This window comes from Corynebacterium sp. MSK044 (genome assembly GCF_030232825.1).
Taxonomy (GTDB): Bacteria; Actinomycetota; Actinomycetes; order Mycobacteriales; family Mycobacteriaceae; genus Corynebacterium.
In genome coordinates this window covers 1-24,631 of sequence record NZ_JASPJJ010000020.1, presented here as the reverse complement: position 1 = coordinate 24,631, position 24,631 = coordinate 1, and the positions used below count along the sequence as shown (strand labels likewise).

Genomic DNA, 24,631 nt, shown 5'->3' with positions numbered 1-24,631 from the left:
AGCATATACTTTCAACGTTAATGCAGGTCACCTACTGGAAATCAGCCAATCCAGACACACTTTTTGACCCTTAAGCCGAAGCCGAAGTGGCCATCCCCGGGTTCGGGGTGGGAGGCCACGAGGTGGGGGAATTCGGGGGCAGCACCGTCGTCGCGGATGAAGGTGCTAAGAACCAGCCAGGCGTCATCGATCCCGGTTTCACCGTGCCCGTGCTTGGCGCCCGGCTTGAGCGGAATCCCGTACTGGAGGGGTTCTCCGTCCATGAGAACTTCAGCGCGATTTCTTGAACAGGGAGAACATAGTGACCTTTTTTCGTTAGTCGCGCTTCTTCATATTGGACAGGGCGTCGTCGAAGTCCTGCAGGAGCTTGTCCAAGGCCTTGTCGCTGTCATTGCGGTCTTCGCTGAGGATCAGTCGGTGGGCTTCGATGATGCGGCCACCGAAGTGAGTGAGGCACACCGCGTAATCGATGTCGCCACCCTGGGTATTGGTGCCTTCGACGCACCGCCATTTCAGGTTGTTGGTGTCGTAATTTGTTTCGTCGTAGGTGTCGCCCTCGTCGGTGAAGACCTCAACTGCGCTGTCGTAGGCGCGCTTGAAACCCCTATCCGAGGGGGAGGTCACGGCCTCGTACTCATCGTTGAAACTCGGGATGTAGATGAAGCTCAGCACTCGCAGTGTCTTGTTGCTGTTGAACAGCTCAGCTTCAACGCGGTGCTCCTTCGGATCGCTCTCACCGCTTTCAACTTCCAGTCCGGGCAGCTGGTGTAGAGCGGTGAAGAAGCTGTTCGTGACGTAGCCGTCGTAGCGTTTTAAGTCATCGCTGGAGTCAGCGGAGTCAGTGGAGGAGGAGGCGCTTGTCGGCGTCTCCGTTTCAGTCGCTGTCTCTGCTTCCGCGGCAGTTGACTGGGTGGACATGGCGGTGTCGTCTGTGCTGGTGTCATCGACGGTGCATGCAGTGAGTGCAAGTCCCGCGGCGGCGAGGATCGCCATTGTGGCGTGGGTTACTTTTGTGCGTCTCATGTTTGCAACGCTATCAACATTTTGGTGAGGCTACAGCGGTGATGGGGGCGAGATCTCTATACGCTGGGGGCCATGGATGATCTGCGCTTTCACGAGATGCCATCGCCGATTGGCCGGCTGGGTGTGGTGACATCTTCTGATGACGTGGTCAAGGTGCTGTTTGAGTCGGACGAGATCGATGACGAGCGTGGACGCATCAGTGCGGCCAACGACGTACCACCCGCTGTACGCGAGTTAGCCGAATATTTTTCTGGGCAGCGGCGGGATTTTACTGTGCCGTTAGATTTCCGCTTCGTTTCAGGTTTCCGTGCGGATGTTCTGCGGGAACTAGTCCGCGTGCCATTCGGGGAGACCACGACGTACGGCGAGCTGGCTAGGAAAGTGGGCAACCCAAAGGCCGTTCGGGCAGTGGGGAGTGCGTGCGCGAACAATCCGCTGCCACTGCTCGTACCATGCCACCGAGTGCTGCGTGCCGATGGCACGCTTGGCGGATACCGCGGTGGGTTGGAAGCGAAATGTCTCTTGCTCGAATTGGAGGGTATCGATGAAGCAGGTGTTCACTAAACATGGCAGCGCGCCGGGTGCCGCAGCAGCGGAAGCGGGGTATCTGCGTTGGTTGCGGGAAGGCTCCGAGGCGGTGGTGGAGGTCCTCGCCCTCGACGAAGATGCCAACACCCTCACCATCGAATGGGTCGACAGTGTTCGCCCAACCGTGGACGCTGCGCGCCGGGCGGGGGAAGAGCTCGCCGCCATTCATGCGATGGGGGCGCAAGCGTTCGGCGCGCCGGCTGCCGGGTGGGACGGCCCTAATTTCATCGGACGTGCTCAGCAAGATTGCTTATCGACGTCTCGCTGGGCCCCCTTCTACACCGCCCAACGAGTCCTGCCATTTGCGATCAAGGCGCATCGGCGGGGGAATGTGAGCGGGGAAGGGCTCGTCGCTATCAAGCAAGCATGCGATGCACTGCTGGCTGAGGATGAAGATGCGCCACTGGCCCGCATTCACGGTGATTTGTGGGCAGGTAACCTGCTCTTTTCTTCGCGCGGGCCACGCTTCATTGACCCGGCGGCGCATGGTGGTCACCCGCTGACCGACATAGCGATGCTTGAGTTGTTTGGCGCCCCACATCTTTCCGCGATCATTGACGGATATATAGCGGCCGGCGGAAACCTTGGTCGGGACTGGGAGCCCCGCATCCCGATTCACCAGCTGCACCCCCTGGCAGTGCACGCGTACACGCACGGGCCGAGCTACGGGTCTGCGCTGGTTGGGGCGGCGGAAGAGACTCTCCGTGTGCTTGGTGAAAGCCGTTGAGGGGTGGTTAGTGTGGGCCTTTAGCGCCACCACGACTCTGTCGGACCAGGTGGAAGGTGGCGTTTGTGTTGGCCGACGTGCCACAGGTGCTCGAGTCGCTGTGCTGCGGCGTCGTCGACGGGTTTGCCTTCGAGGTAGTCGTCGATCTGTGCGTATGTCACGCCGAGGGCTTCCTCGTCGGGGAGGGCCGGGCGATCTTCCTCCAGGTCTGCGGTGGGGACCTTCTCCCACAAGCGTGGGTTTGCGCCGAGGTGCTTGAGCATGGCCGCACCTTGTCGTTTGTTCAGGCCGGCGAGAGGGATGAGGTCGGCGGCGCCGTCGCCGTGTTTGGTGAAGAAGCCAGTGATGTTCTCCGCCGCATGGTCGGTGCCCACGACGAGTAGCCCCCGTTCGCCAGCGATGGCGTACTGCGCGATCATGCGCATGCGGGCTTTGACATTGCCTTTGTTGAAATCGCCGAGTCCATCTACGCCGAGTGCATCCGCGACTGCCGTGGCCATGGCGGTGGTGGCGGGTTCAATATTTACTGTCACGGCCTCATCGGGTGCGATGAATGCGAGCGCCAATTGCGCGTCATCCTCATCGGCCTGCACGCCGTGGGGGAGGCGCACGGCCACGAATTCAGCTTCCACTCCCTCAGCACGCATTTTCTCGACGGCGAGTTGCGCGAGCTTTCCTGCGAGTGTGGAGTCCTGTCCGCCGGAGATGCCCAGGACGTAGCCAGCGGCGCGGGTTGTGCGTAGGTAATCAGCCAGGAAATCGACGCGCGCTTCGATTTCCGCGGCGACGTCGATAGTAGGCTTCACGCCAAGCTTGTTAGCGATCTCTTTTTGCAACTCTTCATCCCTCACAGACATAGCTGCCACTCTAGCGGTTTGGTTCAGGCGGAATGGTCGGGTAACATAGTGCCCCGTTGTACGGCTGTGCTCTGACCGGGGATTATTCCGGTGAGGGTGGAGTCGCGGAAGAGTATTCTTTCGCCTAATCCAAAACGTACTGGCTGTTCACTCGTAATGCGTGATGGCTGGCGCGGCTAGACACAGAAAGGAGCGCCCGATGAAGGTCCGCAATTCCCTTCGGTCGCTGAAGAACAAGCCGGGCGCTCAGGTTGTGCGCCGCCGCGGCAAGGTCTACGTGATCAACAAGAAGGATCCGCGCTTCAAGGCTCGTCAGGGCTAAAGCGTCCAGCTTTTTAGCTACACACCCCGCCACTTGGGTTTCCCGGTGGCGGGGTGTTGTTTTTCCTGCAAAACCTGTTGACCAACGGCGTGAACTCAAACACAATGGGTATGCGGAGTTAACCGTGACTTCATTTTTGCGCGTTAAATTTGCCTATTTACCTGTCCGACAACTTTTGAGGATCTTGCTTATGGATACGACGAAAAAGTACGCGTTCGGTGTGGTTTCGGTGCTCGCCGTAGCCGTGCTTCTGCTTTTCGGGGGACTCATCGTGCCGGGGGTGGCTACGGCGCAGGGGGAAAGTGGGGGAGGTGGTGTGAGTTCTAGTAAGGCTGCGCTGATTGTTGATGCGTCTGGGTCGATGCTGGATGCGGATGTTGACGGTGGGACTCGTATGGATGCGGCGAAGAAGGCGGCGCATGAGTTGGTGAATGATTTGCCGGATTCGGCGAATTTAGGGTTGTTGGCGTACGGGATGAGGGTGTCGAATGCGCCTGAGGATCATGCGCGCGGGTGTCAGGATGTTGAGACGTTGGTGCCTGTGGGCAAACTTGATCGGGACTTGTTGAATAGCAAGATTGATGAGATGACTCCGAGTGGGTATACGCCGATTGGTAATTCTTTGCGTGCTGCTGCCAAGGAGTTGGGGGACGAGGGCGAGCGGACGATCATTTTGGTGTCGGACGGTATTGATACGTGTGCACCACCGCCGGTGTGTGAGGTGGCTAAGGAGCTTGCGGGTGAGGGTTTTGATCTGACCATTCATACGGTTGGGTTTAAGACTGATGAGGAGGCTCGTAAGGAGCTTGAGTGTGTTGCCCGGGTTTCTGGCGGTGATTTTTTGGAGGCGGATGATACCGCGTCGTTGGCTAAGTCGTTGAAGTTTTTGGCGCAGCGTTCTGCTGAGACGTATCAGACGGCGGGCACGTGGTTTGAGTATGCGGATACGCCTGAGGATGCGAAGTGGTTGGGGGAGGGCCGCTACCGCACGAAAGTAGATGTGCCCTTCAAGGGCGATCCCCGCGATGAAATGCCGTCGCGCTTTTTCAAGTTGGCTATTCCAGAAGGCCATCGTGCGATTGTGAGCACGGCGGTTCTTCCACAACGTCAGGCTTCGGGGCGCGCTAGGAAGGCTAACCTGCATGTCACTGGACGTGACGTGCAGAACGCGAATGAAAACTGTTTATCGGCACTTGCATCCAGTTTGGGTGTGGGCTCCACGTTTGGTTCGGGCTATCTCCCACCGGAGCCTGGTGTGCGAGTTATCGACCCGGAAGCGGGCGGTGAGAACTGTGACTCGCAGGAATGGATAGTGCCGACAAGGTTTTCATTGGTGAGTGGGGTGACAGATGAGCTGACCTCGGGTGCTGAGGCCGACGTGGAAGTGGTGATCGACTTCGAGCCGATTCTCGACGAGGCGCAAGTAGCTAAGTACCCAGCGCCCGATGCAACGAAGACTAATGAGGATGCCCCGCAGCTCGACTTCAATGGAGCGACCGACGTGAAGGGTGGCACGAGCTTCAGTACCGCTACCGAAGTGAAACCTGGCGCCTACAAGGATGCTTTGGTGCCCGGTGAGTACCGCTTCTACAAGATTCCTGTTGAGTATGGGCAGCGCCCAGTGGTGAATGTCCGTACTGGAGCGTCTGAGCGTCAAGCAGCGGACACACTCAACTTCAAGCTGTATTCACCGCTCCGCATCGATCATGGGAGTGATTCGCTCGTCTTCTATGACGAAAGCGACGAGGGGGCTATCGCTGGTGATGTGGTGAAATACCGCAACCGTGAGCTGCACGGAAAAAAGGACAGTCCTCGTGCTTACGCCGGTGCCTACTACGTGGGAGTGGCCCTTGACCAAGGAAAGGAAGACGACATCATGGGCGTGGAGCAGCCTTTTGAGATTGCCTTCGATGTCGTGGGGGAGAAAACCGATGGGCCGGACTGGCGTCCGACGGACAAGAATGGCCCGGAGCCGAGTGATACCCCGCCGGGGACTGACAAGAAGAAGTCTGAGAAGTTGGATAGCTCGGATGATTCGGATGTCCAAGCGCAGGATGAGTCCGAGGGTGGTGGCTTCGGGCTTAAGAACATCGTGATCGCGGCAATTGGTGCCGGCGTTGTGGTGCTGCTCGCGGCACTCGTGGCGCTGATCGCGGTGCTGCGGCGTAAGTAGCGGGTGACGCAGTCACGCACACACAAGGGACCCCATTCATTCCGGGTGTGAATCCGGGGTGGAGGGGTCTTTTCGGGGGCAGTGGTGAATATTTATCCGTTGAAATTTCACCGGTGTAAGCCTTTTTTGCAGGTTCAAGCACCTCCGGGGAACTACATGTAGGTGATTTCCCATCCCTATCCTGCGAATATCATACGTGTAACTACTACATGTAGTATGAGTTGCCGAAATATGGCACAACGTATAGTGTTGCCAAGTGTTCGCCTCCCCCAGGGGATGCGAGGAGAATTCGGTTCATTTTCGTCAGTTACTCCGTCAGCCATCGCCTCACAGAAAGAGATTCGCGGTTATGTCCATCACCCTTTACACCAAGCCGGCATGTGTTCAGTGCACTGCAACCAAGAAGGCTCTCGACCGTGCGGGTCTGGAATACACCACGGTGGATATCTCCATGGATGACTCCGCGCGTGACTACGTCATGGCGCTGGGCTACCTGCAGGCACCGGTTGTTGAGGTTGACGGTGAGCACTGGTCGGGCTTCCGCCCAGACCGCATCCGCACTCTCGCAGAAAGCGTCGCTTAAGCTTCCGCACATTGTTTCCAAGCCGTCACTCGTTGGCGGCTTGAAGTATAAGAAAGGGTTCGGCAGATGTTGGTGGTCTACTTCTCCTCGGTGACGGGTAACACGGCCCGTTTTGTTGAGAAGTTGGGGTTGCCTGCCGCGCGGATCCCGCTGCGGAAGCTGGAGGGAGACCTTGTCGTCGATAAGCCTTACGTGCTTGTGTGTCCGACATATGGCGGGGGAGCGTCCTTGGTGAAGGGCGTGAACTCTCGCCCGGTGCCCCCTCAAGTCATCCGTTTTCTGAACAATGAGCACAATCGCAATCTTCTGCGTGGCGTGATCGCCGCGGGCAATTCGAATTTTGGTCCGGATTTCTGTCTGGCAGGAGATGTGATTTCTGCGAAGACCGGCAAACCATACCTCTACCGCTTTGAGCTGATGGGTACGGAAACTGACGTGGAGTGTGTGCGCGACTCCTTGCTGGAACAGTCGGCTGAACTGGGGCTTGAACCGCTCACTGCCGCTGAAGAAGAAGCACTCGAGCAGCGCAAGGCGCAACCAGCAAATGAGAATGCTGAAAGACTTGCGCGGCTGCGTGCACGCTATCAAGCTGTGTGAGTAGCGTCGCTTTGAATGACTCTGAACAAACCTTCAAACCAAGCATCACCTGCTTGATTTAGCCACTATTTAAAAAAGAAAGGCCGCCCATCGTGTCCGAAAACCTGGGGAAATCCGTCGCTGAGCCGGTGAACAAGGAGGATCAGCTTGACTTCCACGCGTTGAATGCGCTTTTGAATCTGTATGACGAGAACGGTCAGATTCAGTTTGATAAGGACCGGGAAGCTGCCAACCAGTACTTCTTGCAGCACGTTAACCAGAACACCGTCTACTTCCATGACTTGGAAGAGAAGATGGATTACCTGGTGGAGAACAAGTACTACGAGCCTGAGGTCATTGCGCAGTATGACTGGGATTTTGTGAAGTCCACGTTCAAGCGTGCGTACTCCTATAAGTTCCGTTTCAAGTCCTTCTTGGGTGCGTACAAGTACTACACCTCGTACACGCTGAAGACGTTTGACGGTCGCCGTTACCTGGAGCGCTTCGAGGATCGTGTCTCCATGACTGCACTTTTCCTCGCCGACGGCAACGAGGAGCTCGCTTCTTCGCTTGTCGACGAGATTATGACCGGCCGCTTCCAGCCAGCAACCCCGACCTTCCTGAATGCTGGTAAGGCGCAGCGCGGCGAGCTCGTGTCCTGCTTCTTGTTGCGTATTGAGGACAATATGGAGTCCATCGGTCGCGCGATTAACTCCTCCCTACAGCTGTCCAAGCGCGGCGGTGGCGTGGCGCTGCTGCTGTCCAACATCCGTGAATCGGGTGCGCCGATTAAGCGCATTGAGAACCAGTCTTCTGGTGTTATCCCCGTGATGAAGCTGCTGGAGGATTCCTTCTCCTACGCAAACCAGCTCGGTGCTCGCCAGGGTGCTGGTGCGGTGTACCTCAATGCCCACCACCCGGACATCCTGAGCTTCTTGGATACCAAGCGCGAGAATGCGGATGAGAAGATCCGTATTAAGACGCTTTCCCTCGGCGTGGTTATTCCGGATATCACCTTTGAGCTGGCTAAGCGCAATGATGATATGTACTTGTTCTCCCCGTATGACGTGGAGCGTGTGTACGGCGTTCCGTTCGGTGACATCTCCGTGACGGAGAAGTACGAGGAGATGGTGGAGGACCCGCGTATCCGCAAGTCCAAGATCAACGCCCGCCAGTTCTTCCAGACCATCGCGGAGATCCAGTTCGAGTCCGGCTACCCGTACATCATGTTCGAGGACACCGCGAACAGGGCAAACCCGGTCAAGATCGGCCGCGTGAACATGTCTAACCTCTGCTCCGAGATCCTTCAGGTGAACACTCCGTCGGAGCTCAATGATGATCTGACGTACCAGGAAGTGGGTCAGGATATTTCCTGCAACCTGGGTTCCTTGAATATTGCGATGGCGATGGACTCAGATGACTTCTCCAAGACTGTGGAGACCGCAATCCGTGGCCTCACAGCAGTGGCGGACAAGACCTCGATCGATTCGGTCCCGTCCGTGCGTGAAGGCAATAATGCTTCGCACGCCATCGGCTTGGGTCAGATGAATCTGCACGGCTACTTGGGCCGTGAGCACATTCACTACGGCTCGGAGGAAGGCCTGGACTTCACCAACGCCTACTTCGCCACCGTCATGTACGAGTGCATCAAGGCCTCCCACAAGATCGCTGTGGAGACGGGCCAGGCTTTCGACGGTTTTGAGCGCTCTGAATATGCGACCGGTGAATTCTTCGATCGCTACAACCCGGAGGATTTCCAGCCGAAGACGGAGAAGGTCAAGGAGATCTTTGCTAAGTCCAACGCGACGCCCCCGTCCGCGGAAGAGTGGGCGCAACTGAAGGCCGATGTAGCACGCGACGGTATTTACAACCGTTACCTGCAGGCTGTGCCGCCAACCGGTTCGATTTCATACATCAACAACTCGACTTCCTCGATCCACCCGATTGCCTCCAAGATTGAGATCCGCAAGGAAGGCAAGATCGGCCGCGTCTACTACCCAGCGCCGCACATGGACAACGAGAACATCGAATACTTCACCGATGCCTATGAAATTGGGTACGAGAAGATCATCGATACCTATGCGGTGGCAACGAAGTACGTGGACCAGGGCCTGTCGCTGACCTTGTTCTTCAAGGACACGGTGACCACGCGTGATCTCAACCGCGCGCAGATTTACGCTTGGCGCAAGGGCATCAAGACGCTGTACTACATCCGTCTGCGCCAGATGGCTTTGGAAGGCACTGAGATTGAGGGCTGCGTGTCCTGCATGCTCTAGGCTGCTTTTCGACGAATTAAACCCCCTGCTTTTCGCACTACGAGAGGATGATCTGCGTGACCTACGCGCATGAGTACGACGAGTACTTGGCCGAGCATGACAAGCCGGTGAAGGCCATTAACTGGAACTCCATTCCTGATGAAAAGGACTTGGAGGTCTGGGACCGACTGACTGGTAACTTCTGGCTGCCAGAAAAGATTCCGGTGTCTAACGATATTCCGAGTTGGCGCACGCTGACGGATGAAGAGAAGACCGCGACGATGCGTGTGTTCACCGGCTTGACGCTCTTGGACACGATTCAGGGCACGGTCGGTGCGGTGTCGTTGCTGCCAGATGCGATGTCGCTGCATGAGGAAGCAGTGTTCACCAACATTGCGTTCATGGAGTCTGTCCATGCGAAGTCCTATTCCAACATCTTCATGACGTTGGCAGACACGCCAGCGATCAATGATGCTTTCCGTTGGTCCGAGGAAAACGAGAACCTGCAGCGCAAGGCCAAAATCATCCTGAGCTACTACGAAGGTGATGATCCACTGAAGCGCAAGATCGCCTCGGTGATGCTGGAGTCCTTCCTCTTCTACTCGGGCTTCTACCTGCCGCTGAACTGGTCGGTGCATTCCAAGCTCACCAACACGGCTGACATCATCCGCCTGATCATTCGTGATGAGGCGGTGCATGGCTACTACATCGGTTACAAGTACCAGCAGGCTGTGCGCAAGGAGTCGCAGGAGCGTCAGGATGAGTTGAAGGAGTACACCTTCGACTTGCTGTATGACCTCTATGACAACGAGTGCCAGTACACCGAGGACATTTACGATCCGCTGGGTTGGACCGAGGATGTGAAGCGCTTCCTGCGCTACAACGCGAACAAGGCCTTGAACAACCTAGGCTACGAGGGCCTGTTCCCGGTGGATGAGACGCGTGTGTCGCCGGCGATCCTGGCGTCCTTGTCCCCGAATGCGGATGAGAACCACGACTTCTTCTCTGGTTCGGGTTCCTCCTATGTTATTGGCAAGGCCGAGGACACCCAGGATGATGACTGGGACTTCTAACTGACAATTGCCTGACGGCCCCGTGTGTATTTCAACACGCGGGGCCGTCTTTGGCTCTACCTATTCCGGGGTTAGTTGAGTCGGATAAAAGGTGCTCGGGAGGAGTGAGCTGGGGGTGAAAACGCACACCGCACTCACCTGAAGAAGCAGGTGATAAGACAATTGCGTTTGGGTGGAGCTGTGGGCTCCCGTGATAAGGGCCAAGGGTGGGGGGAAGCTGGAGCATGTCTGGCTTTTCACTGGGGTTGGGGGATAAGATGAAGCGGTATTAGCTGCGCTCTATCTATGGCTGATTCGTTGTGGACCCCTAAAGGAGACCGCAAAGGAAAATGAGCTATAGGTGCGGTCCGGAAAACCTGCCGGCTCGTTGCGTGGTTGAGCATGACAATCAGGAGGAAACGAATGACTGCTGTGGCACCGCGGCTCGATAATGACGCCGTGAATGTTGCACCTTCCCGGCCAGAGCCAACTGGGAAGGCACGTAAGGGTACCCGCTTCTGGGACCTCATGACCACCACGGACCACAAACAACTGGGCATTTTCTACATGATTACGTCCTTTATTTGGTTCTTCCTTGGTGGCCTCATGGCGCTGCTGATCCGCGCTGAGCTTTTCAACCCGGGTCTGCGGTTCCTGTCCAATGAGCAGTTCAACCAGCTGTTCACCATGCACGGCACCGTGATGCTTCTGGCATTCGGTACCCCGATGGTGTGGGGTTTTGCTAACTTCATCCTGCCGCTGCAGATCGGCGCGCCGGATGTTGCTTTCCCGCGTTTGAACGCCTTTGGTTTCTGGATCACCACCGTCGGTGTTATTGCAATGCTTGCTGGCTTTGCTACCCCGGGCGGTGCTGCTGACTTCGGCTGGACCATGTACATGCCGCTGGCAGACGCGATCAACACCCCGAGTGTTGGCGCTGACCTGTGGATCATGGGTGTGGGTGCAACCGGTATCGGTACCGTTGCTTCCGCCATCAACATGGTCACCACTGTTCTGACCCTGCGTGCACCGGGTATGACCATGTTCCGTCTGCCGGTGTTCACTTGGACGATCTTCGTTGCGTCCATCCTGGCGCTGTTGATCTTCCCGCTGCTGCTCGCAGCTGCTCTCGGTGTCCTGTACGACCGTAAGCTCGGCGGCCACATCTACGATCCGGCTAACGGTGGTGCCATCCTGTGGCAGCACCTGTTCTGGTTCTTCGGCCACCCTGAGGTGTACGTCTTGGCTCTGCCGTTCTTCGGCATTATCTCCGAGATCATCCCGGTCTTCTCCCGCAAGCCGATCTTCGGCTACATCGGCCTGGTCTTCGCAACCCTGGCTATTGGTGGCCTGTCCATGGCTGTGTGGGCGCACCACATGTACGTGACCGGCGCGGTCCTGCTGCCGTTCTTCTCGTTCATGACGTTCCTGATTGCTGTTCCGACCGGCGTGAAGTTCTTCAACTGGGTGGGCACCATGTGGAATGGTCACCTGACGTTCGAGACCCCGATGCTTTGGTCCATGGGCTTCCTGTTCACGTTCCTCTTCGGTGGTTTGACCGGTATTATGCTGGCTTCCCCGCCGCTGGACTTCCAGCTCTCTGACACCTACTTCGTGGTTGCTCACTTCCACTACACCCTGTTCGGCACCATCGTGTTCGCCACCACCGCTGGCATTTACTTCTGGTTCCCGAAGATGACGGGTCGCATGATGGATGAGCGCTTGGGCAAGATCCACTTCTGGCTCGTGTTCATCGGCTTCAACATGACCTTCCTGGTTCAGCACTGGCTTGGCAACATGGGTATGCCGCGCCGTTACGCTGACTACCTGGACACGGACGGCTTCACGCTGCTCAACCAGATCTCCACGGTTGGCTCCTTCATCCTGGGTATCGGCTTCCTGCCGTTCATCTGGAACGTGTACAAGTCCTGGCGCTACGGTGAGATCGTCACTGTTGATGATCCGTGGGGTTACGGCAACTCCCTCGAGTGGGCAACTACTTGCCCGCCGCCGCACCACAACTTCACCTCGCTGCCGCGTATCCGTTCTGAGCGTCCGGCCTTCGAGCTGCACCACCCGCACATGGTTGAGGCCATGCGCCGTGAGGCTCACACTGGCCACCACGACGCCTAAGGGCTAAACGCAGCCCCGCAACGGGTGCTGCAGTGTGACTCCTGATCGAAGCCCCATTCCACACAGACCGTGTGGAATGGGGCTTCGTGCTGTCGTGGGGTAGTTTCAATCTCATGACTTATGAGGTGAGCCTTCAGCCTGGACTTGAATCAGCCGTCATCACATTGACGGGAGCGGATCGTCCGGGTGTTACCGCGGCGTTCTTCGCGGTGTTGTCGCAGCATGGTGTGCAGTTGCTTGATGTGGAGCAAGCCCAGTTCCGTGGGTATCTTGCGCTGGCAGCGTTCGCTGGTGTGAACCTGTCGATGGCGGACGCGTTGCGCCGTGATTTGGAGTCGGCACCGGAGTTGTCGGATCACACGGTGCGGATTGATACGGAAGAAGACAAGCTGTCTCCGCAGCGCAAGCGTTCCACGCACGTTGTGGTGGTTCTGGGTGATCCGGTGACGGCGGAAGCAGTCTCGGAGATTGGCCGCACGCTGGCGGACTTCGGGGCGAATATTGACCGAATCCGTGGGATCTCCGATTACCCGGTGACGGGCCTGGAGTTGTCCATCACCATCCCGGGTACGGGCGATGAGGTGAGCCACACTGTGCGCCAAGCTCTGGCGGAGCTGACTTCCGGCTTGGGTGTGGATATTGCGATTGAGCGTTCTGGTCTGGCCCGCCGCTCGAAGCGTTTGGTGTGCTTTGATTGTGATTCCACGTTGATCACGGGCGAGGTCATTGAGATGCTCGCGGCGCATGCCGGCCGTGAAGCTGAAGTCGCTGAGGTGACGGAGCGTGCAATGCGTGGTGAGCTCGATTTCGAAGAATCCCTGCGTGAGCGCGTGGCTACCCTCGCGGGCTTGGATGCGTCGGTTCTGGATGAGGTCGCGCGGGATATCGTGCTCACCCCGGGTGCACGCACAACGATTCGCACGCTGAAGCAAATGGGTTACCGCACCGCGGTTGTCTCCGGTGGGTTCATTCAGGTTCTTGAGCCGATGGCGGAGGAGCTCGATCTGGATTATGTCCGCGCGAACACGCTGGAGGTCGTTGACGGGAAGTTGACGGGCCGGGTGATTGGGAAGGTCGTGGATAGGCGAGCGAAGGCTGAGTTCTTGGCGGAGTTTGCTCAGGATTCGGGCTTGCGCATGTCCCAGACTGTTGCGGTGGGCGATGGTGCGAATGACATTGACATGCTCACAGCCGCGGGCCTGGGTATTGCGTTCAACGCGAAGCCGGCGCTGCGCGAGGTTGCGGATACCTCGGTGAATCACCCGTTCTTGGACTCGGTGCTGTACATCATGGGTGTGCCGCGCCATGAAATCGATGTGCTCAATGAAGAGCAGGGGATCGACGGTAAGGTCGCGCTCGATTAATGCCAGAGCAGGAGCTTATCGACGCCTACCGTACCCTCCACTCCGCCATGCAGGATCCCGCGCGGGGCGGTGAAGATCCAGCGGATCCAGCAACAGTGCAGGCGATGCAAATTGCCCTGCACCTTCCGAAACAGGATCCGCCGAAGCGCGGGGATGTGCTTACCGCGGCAGCGCAGGCCGTCGTGGCGGTGTGCATGGACCCGCGTGCTGGGCGCGAGGGTGCGTGGCGTGACAGCCTGGTTGGTTGGTACGGCCGCCGCATCCGGAAGATCGCCAGACGTGCTCGTGGTGCGAGTTGGGATCACGTGCAGGGGTTGCCAGGATGTACGGCAACGCATGGCACTGCCCGAGCTCGCGCGTTCATCCCATCCGCGGTGGGAGATGTCCCGCATGAGATCACCAAGCTTCAGATCAAGGGGACGGATCTGCCTCACGATGGTGGGGAAGTGCCCACGGCGGAGCAGATTCTCACCGCACCGGTACCAACGGTGATGATCAATGACTCGTTGAACATGTCTGTCGGTAAAGCAGCGGCCCAGGCTGGCCATGCCTCCATGCTGCTGGCGGCGGCAATGGAGGAGGATTGGGTGCTTTCTTGGGTGCAGGCGGGCTTCCCACTCGTGGTGCATGAGTTGCCGGAAGGTATTTTCAACGAGGTCATCGCGGATAGAGGAACCATCGTCGTGCAGGATGCAGGTTTCACTGAAGTGTCCCCGGGGTCAGTAACGGCGGCCGCGATCCGAGGTGCGTTAGTTTGAAGCCACGAGCCGCTTAAGAGCGGCGCGCACGACGGTGGGGTCGGTGGTCTCCCAGAAGTCCGGCAGGGATGCGCGGAGGAATTGTCCGTAACGTTTGGTGGCTAGGCGACTATCCAGGATGGAGACCACGCCGCGGTCGCTGGTGCTGCGCAGAAGACGGCCTGCACCTTGGGCGAGCAACAAAGCAGCATGGGTGGCAGAGACTTCCATGAAACCGGAGCGGCCAGCAGCATCAGCAGCATTCGATCGGGCCTGCAGGAGCGGATCATCCGGGCGAGGGAACGGAATACGGTCAATGATCACCTGGGACAGGGACTTCCCGGGAACATCCACGCCCTGCCACAGACTCAGGGTGCCAAAGAGGCACACGTTCTCACTCGCCGCGAACTTGTTCACCAATGCGCCGATGGAATCATCGCCCTGCACGAGAATGTCGAAGGGCAGTTTCTTACGTAGCGCATCGGCTGCTTCGACCGCAGCGCGTTTCGACGAAAACAGGCCCAACGTCCGCCCACCCGCCGCAGTGATGAGCTCGGCCATCTCCGTGATGGTGTCCTCACTGAGACCATCGCGGCCTGGCGGAGGAAGGTGTTTAGCCACGTAGAGAATCCCAGCCTTGCGCGGATCAAACGGGGTGCCGGCATCCAAGGACTCCCAGCTGCCGTTAGGCAGGCCCCAGGCAGAGGCCATCGCGCGGAAGTTGCCGCCCACCGTGAGAGTGGCGGAGGCTAGCACGACGGTTTGCTCCCCGAAGAGGTTGTCCCGCAGCAGAGTGGACACAGACAGCGGCGCGACGGAGACGGAATCGGAGGTGTCGGAATACCGCTCCACGCGGGTCAACCACACCACGTCAACATGCTTGGACGGATCCGCCTCATCAAAGACTTCGAGGATGCGCACGATGGAATCATGCAGTTCAGCTAGGTGGTTCTTGAGGTTCTCGCGCTCGGCGAAAGTCTCCGGATCATTCGTGGCTTCGCCCTCAGGCCCACGGGAGATGGCATCCCGAGTGCGCCACAGTGCATCACGCACACCGGCGAAGGATGCGCGGGCGGGGTCAGAGATGGTTTCCCAGCGGCCGGGGGTTTCGAGGGCGAGGACGGCGGTGAAATCGTCGATAAGCGATTCAAGCTTGCTTTGCTCTGTCTTGGCCTTGAGCTTGCCGGCGCGGCGTGCGGCGAGCGTGAGCGCGCGAGCGGAGATTTCATTCGTAGCCACAGAGGTGACGCGGCCGTCGAGTTCGTGAGCCTCATCGATGATGACAGCACTGTGTTCGGGCAGAACATTGATCTCGCTCATAGCGTCGATCGCGAGCAGCGCGTGGTTGGTGACCACGATGTCCACGTCCTGCGTGCGGCGGCGAGCTGCCTCGGCGAAACACTCCTCGCCGTGAGGGCAACGGGTGGCGCCGACGCACTCAGCAGCGGTGACCGACAGCTGACGCCACGCCTGATCCGGCACACCGGGCTCAAGATCATCGCGGTCGCCCGTTTCCGTCTCATCCGCCCACTCGTAGACGCGCTTGATGTGGCGGCCGAGCCAGGAGACCTCTTCTTCGTCGATAAGCGCTTCATCTTTCTGCGGATCCACCGCGAGCTTATTCAGGCACAGGTAATTCGAGCGGCCCTTCTGAATAGCGAAGGTCGGCGTGCGGGCGAGCAGCGGATCAAGCGCTTCAACGAGACGCGGAAGATCCCGCTCCACCAGCTGCCGCTGGAGCGCCAACGTGGCGGTGGACACGATCACCGTTGTATCCGTGGCCTGCGCGTGACGGATCGCGGGAACGAGGTAGGCCAGCGACTTACCCGTACCCGTACCAGCCTGCACAGCAAGGTGGCGCTCATCTGTCAGAGCCCTCGTGACGGCCTCTGCCATAGCCACCTGACCGGGGCGCTCCGCTCCGCCGAGGGCCTCCACCGCAGCAGCAAGCAGCTCCTGCGTGCTCAGCGACAGCGGATCCTGGCCGTTAGTCTCTGTGTTTTTGTCCACTCGTGCCCGTTAGCTTTCAGGGAAACCGATGAAGCGAGTCCGAATCGCCGGTTCATCCCGCGACAACGCAAGACCCTCCCACGGCAAAGTTTCACGCTGCTTAGCCAGGTGGGCGCGAGTTGCTTCGAGGTCATCCAGCCCATCGACGATCTCCCCATCACGCATGAGCGGGACAACGAGTTGGCGGTAATCCAAGGAAGTTGGGTTCTCCGGCACGTTGTCCAGCGGGTATACGATTTCCTCCACGGCGACGCCAGATCCGCGGTAGGTGCGCACTGCGCCCTTCGCGCCGCCCTTCATCTGCTTGCCGGAGGAACGCTTTGCCACGGGCACACCGTCCACCTCAACGAGCTTGTATACCATGCCAGCGGTGGGTGCGCCGGAACCAGTGACCACGGACGTGCCCACACCATAGCCATCCACTGGGTCAGAGCGCAGACCGGCGATGGTGAACTCATCCAGGTCAGAAGAAACAATGATCTTGGTGTTGTACGCACCTAGGTCATCCAATTGTGCGCGGACCCGGCGCGACATGATGCCCAGGTCGCCGGAGTCAATGCGTACACCGCCCAGTTCCGTGCCGGCGACCTCGATGGCGTTGGCCACGCCTTGGGTGATGTCGTAGGTGTCTACCAGCAAGGTGGTGTCCACGCCGAGGGATTCAATCTGGGCCTTGAACGCGGCCTTCTCATTCGGCGTGCCGTCCGGATTGGTGTGCAGCAACGTCCATGCGTGCGCGGCGGTGCCGGCGGCGGGGATGCCGTAGCGGAGGGAGGCCTCCATGTTGGAGGTGGAGGAAAAACCAGCGATGTAGGCCGCGCGCGCACCGGTGACTGCAGCTTGCTCATTGGTGCGGCGGGAGCCCATCTCCATGATCGGGCGGCCATCAGCGGCCGTGACCATGCGGGAAGCGGCGGTAGCAACGGCGGAGTCAGCGTTGAGGATAGACAGGATGACTGTTTCCAGGATGCAGCATTCCGCAAAGGTGCCGCGCACGGTGAGGATGGGGGAGTACGGGAAGTACAGTTCGCCTTCCTTATACCCGTCGATCTGCCCGGTGAAGCGGTAGTTGCGCAGGTAGTCCTTCGTTTCCTCGCTCAAGAAATCGGCGGTGGCAATCTGATCTTCGGTGAAACGAAAATCGCGCACCGCCTGGATCAGGCGTCCAGTACCAGCGACAACACCGTAACGGCGCTCATTGGGTAGCTTGCGCCCGAAAACCTCAAAGACGCACTCGCGTGAATGGGTGCCATCTTTCATGGAGGCATCGAGCATGGTCAGCTCATACATATCCGTCAAGAAAGCTGTCGACGGCTGCTGGGATGTGGACGCGGACTCAGACTGTGTCATGCACACAACACTAGTCGTAGGTGCTGCGAGTGGGGCCAGCACTCGTCCGGACCATTCTGGGATTGAGATGTTTAGTATTCTTGGCGCCATGAACGGTGTCACACATGAGGTCCGCTTGGGGTCCCCCATGGCCACGCCCGAGTTGGACGAGGCGATTGAGATCAATGTTGAAACAGCAGAGAACCTGCCGTGGATGTGCATCGTGTGGGATGACCCGGTGAATCTGCAAAGCTACGTCACCTACGTTTTCCAAACCGTGCTGGGGTATAGCCGCAAGCGTGCACAGGAACTGATGATGCAGGTGCACACAGAAGGCAAAGCCGTGGTCTCCTCAGGCGAGAAAGATAAGGTCGAAGGCGATGTGAAGAAGCTGCACACCGCTGGCCTATGGGCAACCATGCAGCAGGCCGGCTAAGACTGGCTTTAGAGGGAGGACAGACAACATGCAGCCGTGGCGGCGCAAGAAAGGGCTCATGCGGAGCCCGCGATTTAGCACCGTGTTTGATCCGATGGAGCGGGAAGTGATCGGTGACCTCACCGCTACTGTCTCCGAGGCACTCATTCAGCGGGCGCAGTCCGCGCCGAAGGATGAACTGGCGGAAATGATGGGAATGGCCGCTGGCCACACAGAAGCGCCGACGGATCCTTCCCTGGCGCGTCTCCTTCCAGATTTTGAGCGCGAGGGCGATGAAGAGTTCGATGGGGATAATGCGCTGCTGCGTTCCCTGCATGAAACCGACATCATTAAGGCGAAGCTGACTAACCTGCAGGTGGTCAACGCGGCGCTGGGCCCCACCGGTGGCGTTGCCGTCACCATCGAGGAGCATGAGGCGGAGCAGTTCATCGCGGCGCTCAATGACATGCGGTTGTACGTCTCGGCGGCGGAAGCACCGACGGAAGCTGCGGAGCAGGACCAAGCCAACCTGGTGGAGTGGCTCGCTTACTGCCAGCATTCACTGCTGGAAGCCTTGATGGGGGAGTGACGTGGCTTCGGGCGCAGCGTGGCACATCACGCCGGTAGTCACGGAGTTCTCTGTGCCGGGCCTCAAGCTCGGACACTGTTCTTTGGGGGACACAGGAGTTACCGCGGTCGTATCCACGGATAGCGCCGGCGCACTCGGTGCCGTGGATGTGCGCGGGGGTGGCCCCGGTACCCGTGAGACGGATTTGCTGGATCCGCACAACAGTGTTGAACGGGTCCACGCCGTCGTGCTCGCTGGCGGTTCCGCATTCGGGCTAGCCGCCGCTGATGGCGCCATGCGGGAGCTGGAAGCTCGTGGTGTTGGCTTCCCCGTTTTCGGTGAAGATAATCCAGGCCCGCGCGTGCCCATCGTGCCTGCCGCCGTCATCTTTGATCTCATCGTGGGTGACCCGAACCACCGTCCCGGCGCTGAGGATGGTGTGGCAGCCGTCCGCGCCGCCCTCGATAGTGAACCTGCGGATACCTCCGGCACGGTCGGGGCCGGCTGCGGCGCTTTGGCCGGGGTGTTGCGTGGTGGTTTCGGTCGTGCACAAACCACAGTGGTAAGCGCCGACGGGGACAAGGAGTGCATCATCGCCGTGGCAGTCGTGGCCAATCCCCTGGGAAGTCCGATTGACCCAGCTACCGGCAGGTTCTACGGCGATCCCACCCGTCCGCCGGTGGACACGCAGGCCTTCGCCCAGTTGGAACGCCCCACCCCGAAGTTGAACACCACCATCGGCGTCGTGGCCACCACCTGCCCTTTGCCGCCCGCGCAGCTTGAGCGCCTAGCCATGACCGGCCACGACGGCTTGGCGCGCGCAGTGCGTCCCGCGCACTCACCGCTCGACGGAGACACGCTTTTTTGCTTATCGACGGCCCAACAATCCCCCACCACCATCCCCGACCCCGACCTCCTGTACACCCTGTGCGACGCCTCTGCCCGATGCGTGGAAGCAGCGATCGTGGATGCGGTGGCCTCCGCTGAATCCGGCTACGCCGTGACCGCCTGGGCCGACATCCTTGCATCAAAGCCATTAAGCTAAGCCGCACCATGAGCAATTTTCCCCCTTCCGGCCCGTACCCCGGCAACCAGTACAGCAGCCAGCACAGTAACCAGTACGGCAACCAGTATGGTCAGCCGTTTGGCGCACCCAACGGTGGCCTGCCTACTCGGCCGTCCTACCCTGGGCAGCCCACACAACCACGCCATCCACGGCAGAAAACTCGAGGCAGTCAGATGCGTCTGGGGTTGATGTATGCGATGGGGTATGTGGCGCTCATCTGGGCAGTGCACATCATCAACGTGTTCCTTTTCGGTGGTGCCTTAACCGCGTTTGGCATCCATCCCCTGGATACGTCGTCCCTGCCCTTCATTTTCACCTCGCCGATCCTGCACGCGAATTTTGAGCACCTCATGTCCAACACGGTGCCGGGGGCGATCTTCGCTTTCCTCATTGGCTATTCCGGTAGCAGGGTCTTCTGGGAAGTCACCGCTTTCGTCGTGGGCATCGGGGGCCTCGGCGTGTGGCTGTTAGGCGGTATTGGCACGAACCATATCGGCGCATCCATGCTGGTGTACGGCTGGTTGGGGTACTTGCTGGTGCGTGGCATTTTCAACCGCTCTGCGTCACAGATTGTGCTCGGTGTTCTACTAGGCCTGTCCTACTCCGGTTTGGTGTGGGGTGTCTTGCCGTTGACACCAGGGGTGAGCTGGCAGGCGCACCTCTTTGGGGCGCTCGGTGGAATAGCCGCCGGCATCTTCATCACTTCTGATGATCCACCAGCGTTGGCAGCCCGGAAGCAGCAGAAGAAGGCGATCAAGCAGTCCGCGCGGAAAGTTCGCTAGACAACTTCCTCCAGACTTTGAATGGGTGCAGGGTATTGCACTAAATGGTTGTGGCTGTATCTAAAATCTTCTTAGGTACAAACGCTGCACTACACCAGATGGGGGTACTTTCCAGTATTCATGAGAAAATTTCACGTGAAAGTATGAGTTTTCTCAGGCTTAAGTTATTCTTACTTTCATGAGCAACATGAATGCACAACTTGGGTCTCTCTCTGTCCCTGAATCCGATGTGTGGTCCCGTTTCTGGGCTGTGCAAATGCAGCTGCCCGCTATTCTCGACGCACAGCTGAAGCGTGATGCTGGTGTCGCCTACTTTGAGTTTCATGCGCTGCAGAAGATTGCGGAGTCCAAGCGCAAGTCACGCCGTATGACAGATTTGTCTGAGGCGACGGCAATGTCGCTGTCCCACCTGTCACGCGTGGTTACTCGTTTGGAAAAGAAGGGCCTCGTGGTTCGTATCCCAGACCCGAATGATGGCCGCTCAACGTTTGCCACACTCACCCCGGAAGGGGAGCGGACCGTGAAGATGGCTCTGCCGGGACATACCGCTGAGTTGCGTCGCGTCATCTTTGACAATCTTGAGGGCGAGGAGCTGGAGCAGCTGGCAGACGTCTTCGCCCGTATGAACTCTGCCCTTGTATCTGAGTCGGAGCTCGACGAGGCGGCGGAGAAAACGGGGAAGGTTAGTGCGGCGTAGGGGGCGTCGATAAGCAATGAGCTCTCAGTACCGCCCTCCTAGTGGGGCGGTACACTTCTGTGCGTGGATAATAATGCGCCGATTGGCATCTTTGATTCTGGTTTTGGGGGGCTGACGGTGGCCCGCGCGGTCATGGATCAGCTGCAACATGAATCGGTGCTGTACATCGGGGATTCTGCGAACGGACCGTATGGGCCGAAGCCGCTGGCACAGGTGCGTGAACATGCGATGGCGATCGCGGATGATCTGGTTGAACGCGGCTGCAAGATGATTGTCATAGCCTGCAACACCGCTTCGGCTGCATTTCTGCACGATGCGCGTGAGCGATATGACGTGCCGGTGATTGAGGTGATCAAGCCGGCTGTGCGCCGCGCGGTGGCCACCACCCGTAATGGCAAAGTTGGCGTGATTGGTACAGAGGCAACGATTCGCTCTGGCGCCTATCAGGACCTGTTCAACCTGACACCGTCCGTCGAAGTGACTGCCGCGGCGTGCCCCGCTTTCGTGGAATTTGTGGAACGCGGCATCACATCAGGGCGACAGATCCTCGGCGTGGCGCAGGGCTACCTAGAGCCGCTGCAGGCCGCGGGGGTAGACACGCTCGTCCTTGGATGTACCCATTATCCGCTGCTCTCCGGCGTCATTCAGCTGGCGATCGGTGAGAATGTCACGCTTGTATCTTCCGCCGAGGAGACCGCGAAAGACGTGCTGCGCATCCTCACCGAAAATGACATGTTTGCAGATGAAGAGCACGAACCTACCCGGATTTTTGAGTCCACGGGAGACCCGGAAACCTTCAACAGGCTTGCCGCGCGCTTCCTTGGACCCCATGTGGAGGCCGTGTCACACGAGAACCTATAAGTGATTTACCCCATGTCGGCCAGTATCCCGGCAGGTCATCGGCGCCCTATGTTTAGGTATTTCCTAGTTTCCGTGGCACAGTGATCGCATGAAACTGACTGTTCTCGGATGCACTGGGTCGCTCGCGGCCCCGGGCAACCCCGGATCGTCCTACCTGATCAATGCGCGCGAGGGGGACCCGGGAATTCTCATGGATTTTGGGCCGGGCGCATTGGCAGCGCTGCAGGAAGTTGGGGATCCTTCGGATGTGCATCTGCTGTTCAGTCACCTTCACGCTGACCACTGCTCCGACACCACGTCGCTGTGCGTATGGCGGCGCTACCACCCCACGGCCCCCGCAACACGACGCCACATGCTCTATGGACCCAGCTATGCGGCGGACCATCTCGGACGGATGGGGGCGAACGGCCCAGATGAGATTGATGATCTGTCGGATACTTTCGACGTGCGTACGTGGGTTTCCGGTCAGCCGGTAGACATCGATGCCGTGACGGTCACACCCTTTGCGGTGCTGCACCCGGCGGTAGAGTCCCACGCTTTGCGCGTGGAGTCCAAGGACACCGGCAGTGTGATTGCTTTCTCTGGTGATTCAGCTTCCACCCCCGCGCTTGTTGAGGCTGCGCGTGGGGCTGATCTTTTCCTCTGCGAGGCCGCGTGGGGACCCTTTGCCACGGCGGACACCCCACCCGGCATGCACATGTCCGGCCAGGAGGCAGGCCAGATCGCGCGGGAAGCTGGCGCGAAGAAGCTGGTTCTCGTGCATATTCAGCCGTGGTCTGACAAAGCTGCGACGTTGGCGGCCGCGCAGGCGGAGTTCGACGGTGAGGTCGTGCTGGGCTGCGCGAAGGATGTCTACGAGGTTTAATTCCGGGGCCTGTAGGCTCGTGGCATGACTGAATCACATTCCTTTGTCCGCGCTGACGGTCGCGCGCTCGATGAAATGCGTCCAGTGCGCATTACGCGTGGCTTTACGACGAATCCTGCCGGCTCCGTCCTCGTCGAATTCGGCAACACCCGCGTGATGTGCACCGCCTCTGCTGAAGAAGGCGTGCCTCGGTTCAAGAAAGACTCTGGTGAAGGCTGGCTTACGGCCGAATACTCCATGCTGCCGGCAGCAACGCATGAGCGCATGCCGCGCGAATCCATGCGAGGCAAGGTGAAGGGCCGTACCCACGAGATCTCCCGCTTGGTGGGCCGCTCCCTGCGCGCGGCAGTCGACCTGTCGCAGCTGGGCGAGAACACCATCCAGATTGACTGCGATGTGCTCCAGGCCGACGGTGGCACCCGCACTGCCTCCATCACCGGTGCCTACGTTGCTTTGGCCGATGCCATTGCCTACCTCAAGGAACGCGGCCTGGTTCCCGGCGAGCCCCTCCAGCCACCGGTGGCTGCCGTATCCGTAGGCATTGTGGACGGCCGCGTAAGCCTTGACCTGCCGTACGAGGAGGACTCCCGCGCGGAAGTAGACCTCAACGTTGTGATGACAGAGTCCGGCAACTTCGTAGAAGTACAAGGCACCGGTGAGCACGGCCTGTTCGGCAGGGATGAACTCAACGCCATGCTCGACTCGGCACAGAAGGGCTGCTACGAGCTCATTGCCGCGCAGAAGGCGGCGTTGGGGTGGTAGAAACACCGCTGAAAATCCTCGTTGCCTCCGGTAACGCAAAGAAACTCCATGAGCTTGAAGCTGTCCTCGCTGAATGCGCGATTGAGGGCGTGGAACTGGTGTCTTTAAAAGACGTGGCGCCGTACCCGGAACCCGCCGAAACGGGCCTAACGTTCGCGGAGAACGCCCTGATCAAAGCACGCGCCGGTGCCGCTGCCACCGGGCTTGCCTGCGTTGCGGATGATTCAGGTCTAGCCGTTAATGCACTCAACGGTTTGCCGGGTGTGCTGTCCGCCCGCTGGTCTGGTTCCCACGGCGATGACCAGGCAAACAATGATCTTCTGTTAGCCCAGATGTCCGACATCGACCAGCGCGCCGCCGCCTTCGTCTCGTGCTGTGCCCTCGTGGTCCCCGCGGAACTATCAACCGACGGGAAGTCACATGAGACCACCGCGGAGGGGCGCTGGGAAGGCACCCTGCTCCGCCAACCGCGTGGGGAGAACGGCTTCGGATACGACCCCCTGTTTGAACCAGCGGATTGCCCCGGCCGTTCCTCTGCCGAACTCAACCCGGAAGAGAAAAACGAACGCTCCCACCGCGGCAAAGCCCTACGCGAGCTTGCACCCGCGATCGCCGAACTAGTGGGTGCGTAAAACGCGGGGCCAAACGTTTTCCGCGGGATTTAACTTTTTTGGTGGTTTGGGAACTCGTTCTGTTCCCGCTGGCAGACGGCATGTTCCGCACTCTCCTATGCGTGCGGTAGCGTTGCACCCCCTGTGGATAGTTTTTGGGTTATCCACAGGCTTTTTTGGCCCTTAGCTGCACGTTTCTGGTTTTCGGTTTAGTGTGCGTGGCATGAACACTTTTGCAGCACTAGTTACGGGTTTAACCAACCCGATGGAGTCCC

The 24,631-nt window shown here is 59.1% G+C and carries 25 protein-coding genes; 20 read left to right on the top strand and 5 right to left on the bottom strand.

Annotation, left to right across the window (positions count from 1 at the left end):
- Positions 1–41 precede the first annotated feature (41 nt).
- Together QP994_RS09905 and QP994_RS09900 are read right to left on the bottom strand one after the other, a co-directional pair.
- Positions 42–263 (bottom strand): hypothetical protein, encoded by a 222-nt coding sequence (locus QP994_RS09905; RefSeq protein WP_284866584.1) that lies wholly within the window; start codon positions 261–263, stop codon positions 42–44.
- 52 nt (positions 264–315) lie between these two features.
- Positions 316–1,023, bottom strand: coding sequence for a hypothetical protein (locus QP994_RS09900; RefSeq protein ID WP_284866582.1), 708 nt, complete (start codon positions 1,021–1,023; stop codon positions 316–318).
- 72 nt (positions 1,024–1,095) lie between these two features.
- Here QP994_RS09900 and QP994_RS09895 point away from each other — a divergent pair, with 72 nt between their 5' ends.
- Together QP994_RS09895 and QP994_RS09890 are read left to right on the top strand one after the other, a co-directional pair.
- Positions 1,096–1,587, top strand: coding sequence for a methylated-DNA--[protein]-cysteine S-methyltransferase (locus tag QP994_RS09895; RefSeq protein WP_284866580.1), 492 nt, complete (start codon positions 1,096–1,098; stop codon positions 1,585–1,587).
- Positions 1,568–2,338 carry a fructosamine kinase family protein gene (locus QP994_RS09890; RefSeq protein WP_284856155.1) on the top strand — a complete coding sequence of 257 codons (771 nt, stop codon included), beginning with the start codon at positions 1,568–1,570 and terminating at the stop codon, positions 2,336–2,338. Before QP994_RS09895 ends, QP994_RS09890 begins: the two co-directional genes overlap by 20 nt.
- A gap of 20 nt (positions 2,339–2,358) precedes the next feature.
- Here the strand turns inward: QP994_RS09890 and nadE are convergent, their stop codons facing one another.
- Complete coding sequence (nadE, locus tag QP994_RS09885) at positions 2,359–3,195, bottom strand: NAD(+) synthase (RefSeq protein WP_284856154.1); 837 nt, start codon at positions 3,193–3,195, stop codon at positions 2,359–2,361.
- Positions 3,196–3,394: 199 nt separating this feature from the next.
- Between nadE and ykgO the strand changes: the two genes are divergently transcribed.
- The 9 genes from ykgO to QP994_RS09840 all read left to right on the top strand — a co-directional run bounded on the left by ykgO (position 3,395) and on the right by QP994_RS09840 (position 14,411).
- Positions 3,395–3,517, top strand: coding sequence for a type B 50S ribosomal protein L36 (gene ykgO, locus QP994_RS09880; protein WP_034665258.1), 123 nt, complete (start codon positions 3,395–3,397; stop codon positions 3,515–3,517).
- Positions 3,518–3,707: 190 nt separating this feature from the next.
- A complete protein-coding gene (locus QP994_RS09875) occupies positions 3,708–5,690 on the top strand; it encodes a vWA domain-containing protein (RefSeq protein ID WP_284866578.1) in 1,983 nt (660 codons plus the stop codon).
- 349 nt (positions 5,691–6,039) lie between these two features.
- The gene (gene nrdH, locus QP994_RS09870) at positions 6,040–6,273 is read left to right on the top strand and encodes a glutaredoxin-like protein NrdH (RefSeq protein ID WP_284856152.1); all 234 of its coding nucleotides are present in this window, start codon (positions 6,040–6,042) and stop codon (positions 6,271–6,273) included.
- Between the two features lie 66 nt (positions 6,274–6,339).
- Positions 6,340–6,870 (top strand): class Ib ribonucleoside-diphosphate reductase assembly flavoprotein NrdI, encoded by a 531-nt coding sequence (gene nrdI / locus QP994_RS09865; protein ID WP_284866576.1) that lies wholly within the window; start codon positions 6,340–6,342, stop codon positions 6,868–6,870.
- A gap of 92 nt (positions 6,871–6,962) precedes the next feature.
- Positions 6,963–9,125 carry a class 1b ribonucleoside-diphosphate reductase subunit alpha gene (gene nrdE / locus QP994_RS09860; RefSeq protein ID WP_284866574.1) on the top strand — a complete coding sequence of 721 codons (2,163 nt, stop codon included), beginning with the start codon at positions 6,963–6,965 and terminating at the stop codon, positions 9,123–9,125.
- Positions 9,126–9,172: 47 nt separating this feature from the next.
- On the top strand, positions 9,173–10,177 hold the full coding sequence (nrdF, locus tag QP994_RS09855) for a class 1b ribonucleoside-diphosphate reductase subunit beta (RefSeq protein ID WP_284866572.1): 1,005 nt from the start codon (positions 9,173–9,175) through the stop codon (positions 10,175–10,177).
- A gap of 402 nt (positions 10,178–10,579) precedes the next feature.
- Positions 10,580–12,289, top strand: coding sequence for an aa3-type cytochrome oxidase subunit I (ctaD, locus tag QP994_RS09850; RefSeq protein WP_284856148.1), 1,710 nt, complete (start codon positions 10,580–10,582; stop codon positions 12,287–12,289).
- 113 nt (positions 12,290–12,402) lie between these two features.
- Positions 12,403–13,653 (top strand): phosphoserine phosphatase SerB, encoded by a 1,251-nt coding sequence (gene serB / locus QP994_RS09845; RefSeq protein ID WP_284866570.1) that lies wholly within the window; start codon positions 12,403–12,405, stop codon positions 13,651–13,653.
- On the top strand, positions 13,653–14,411 hold the full coding sequence (locus QP994_RS09840; protein ID WP_284866568.1) for a peptidyl-tRNA hydrolase: 759 nt from the start codon (positions 13,653–13,655) through the stop codon (positions 14,409–14,411). Before serB ends, QP994_RS09840 begins: the two co-directional genes overlap by 1 nt.
- Here the strand turns inward: QP994_RS09840 and QP994_RS09835 are convergent.
- Both QP994_RS09835 and QP994_RS09830 read right to left on the bottom strand, forming a co-directional pair.
- On the bottom strand, positions 14,403–16,400 hold the full coding sequence (locus tag QP994_RS09835; RefSeq protein ID WP_284866566.1) for an ATP-dependent DNA helicase: 1,998 nt from the start codon (positions 16,398–16,400) through the stop codon (positions 14,403–14,405). The genes QP994_RS09840 and QP994_RS09835 overlap by 9 nt on opposite strands.
- A 9-nt stretch (positions 16,401–16,409) precedes the next feature.
- The gene (locus tag QP994_RS09830; protein ID WP_284856144.1) at positions 16,410–17,750 is read right to left on the bottom strand and encodes a nicotinate phosphoribosyltransferase; all 1,341 of its coding nucleotides are present in this window, start codon (positions 17,748–17,750) and stop codon (positions 16,410–16,412) included.
- Positions 17,751–17,838: 88 nt separating this feature from the next.
- Between QP994_RS09830 and clpS the strand changes: the two genes are divergently transcribed.
- The 9 genes from clpS (at position 17,839) to rdgB (ending at position 24,377) form a co-directional block, all read left to right on the top strand.
- Positions 17,839–18,165, top strand: a complete 327-nt coding sequence (gene clpS, locus QP994_RS09825; protein ID WP_084576706.1) for an ATP-dependent Clp protease adapter ClpS — start codon at positions 17,839–17,841, stop codon at positions 18,163–18,165.
- 28 nt (positions 18,166–18,193) lie between these two features.
- The gene (locus QP994_RS09820) at positions 18,194–18,733 is read left to right on the top strand and encodes a DUF2017 domain-containing protein (RefSeq protein WP_034665276.1); all 540 of its coding nucleotides are present in this window, start codon (positions 18,194–18,196) and stop codon (positions 18,731–18,733) included.
- A gap of 1 nt (position 18,734) precedes the next feature.
- Positions 18,735–19,757 (top strand): P1 family peptidase, encoded by a 1,023-nt coding sequence (locus tag QP994_RS09815; protein ID WP_284866564.1) that lies wholly within the window; start codon positions 18,735–18,737, stop codon positions 19,755–19,757.
- An 8-nt stretch (positions 19,758–19,765) separates the two neighbouring features.
- A complete protein-coding gene (locus QP994_RS09810) occupies positions 19,766–20,560 on the top strand; it encodes a rhomboid family intramembrane serine protease (protein ID WP_502870045.1) in 795 nt (264 codons plus the stop codon).
- Positions 20,561–20,738: 178 nt separating this feature from the next.
- Positions 20,739–21,257 carry a MarR family winged helix-turn-helix transcriptional regulator gene (locus tag QP994_RS09805; RefSeq protein WP_284856140.1) on the top strand — a complete coding sequence of 173 codons (519 nt, stop codon included), beginning with the start codon at positions 20,739–20,741 and terminating at the stop codon, positions 21,255–21,257.
- A 63-nt stretch (positions 21,258–21,320) separates the two neighbouring features.
- A complete protein-coding gene (gene murI, locus QP994_RS09800) occupies positions 21,321–22,118 on the top strand; it encodes a glutamate racemase (RefSeq protein ID WP_502870044.1) in 798 nt (265 codons plus the stop codon).
- A gap of 88 nt (positions 22,119–22,206) precedes the next feature.
- Entirely contained in the window at positions 22,207–22,983 is a 777-nt protein-coding gene (locus QP994_RS09795; protein WP_284866562.1) for an MBL fold metallo-hydrolase, read from the top strand.
- A 24-nt stretch (positions 22,984–23,007) separates the two neighbouring features.
- Positions 23,008–23,745 carry a ribonuclease PH gene (rph, locus tag QP994_RS09790; RefSeq protein WP_284856138.1) on the top strand — a complete coding sequence of 246 codons (738 nt, stop codon included), beginning with the start codon at positions 23,008–23,010 and terminating at the stop codon, positions 23,743–23,745.
- Positions 23,746–23,753: 8 nt separating this feature from the next.
- The gene (gene rdgB, locus QP994_RS09785) at positions 23,754–24,377 is read left to right on the top strand and encodes an RdgB/HAM1 family non-canonical purine NTP pyrophosphatase (protein ID WP_284856161.1); all 624 of its coding nucleotides are present in this window, start codon (positions 23,754–23,756) and stop codon (positions 24,375–24,377) included.
- Positions 24,378–24,631 lie beyond the last annotated feature (254 nt).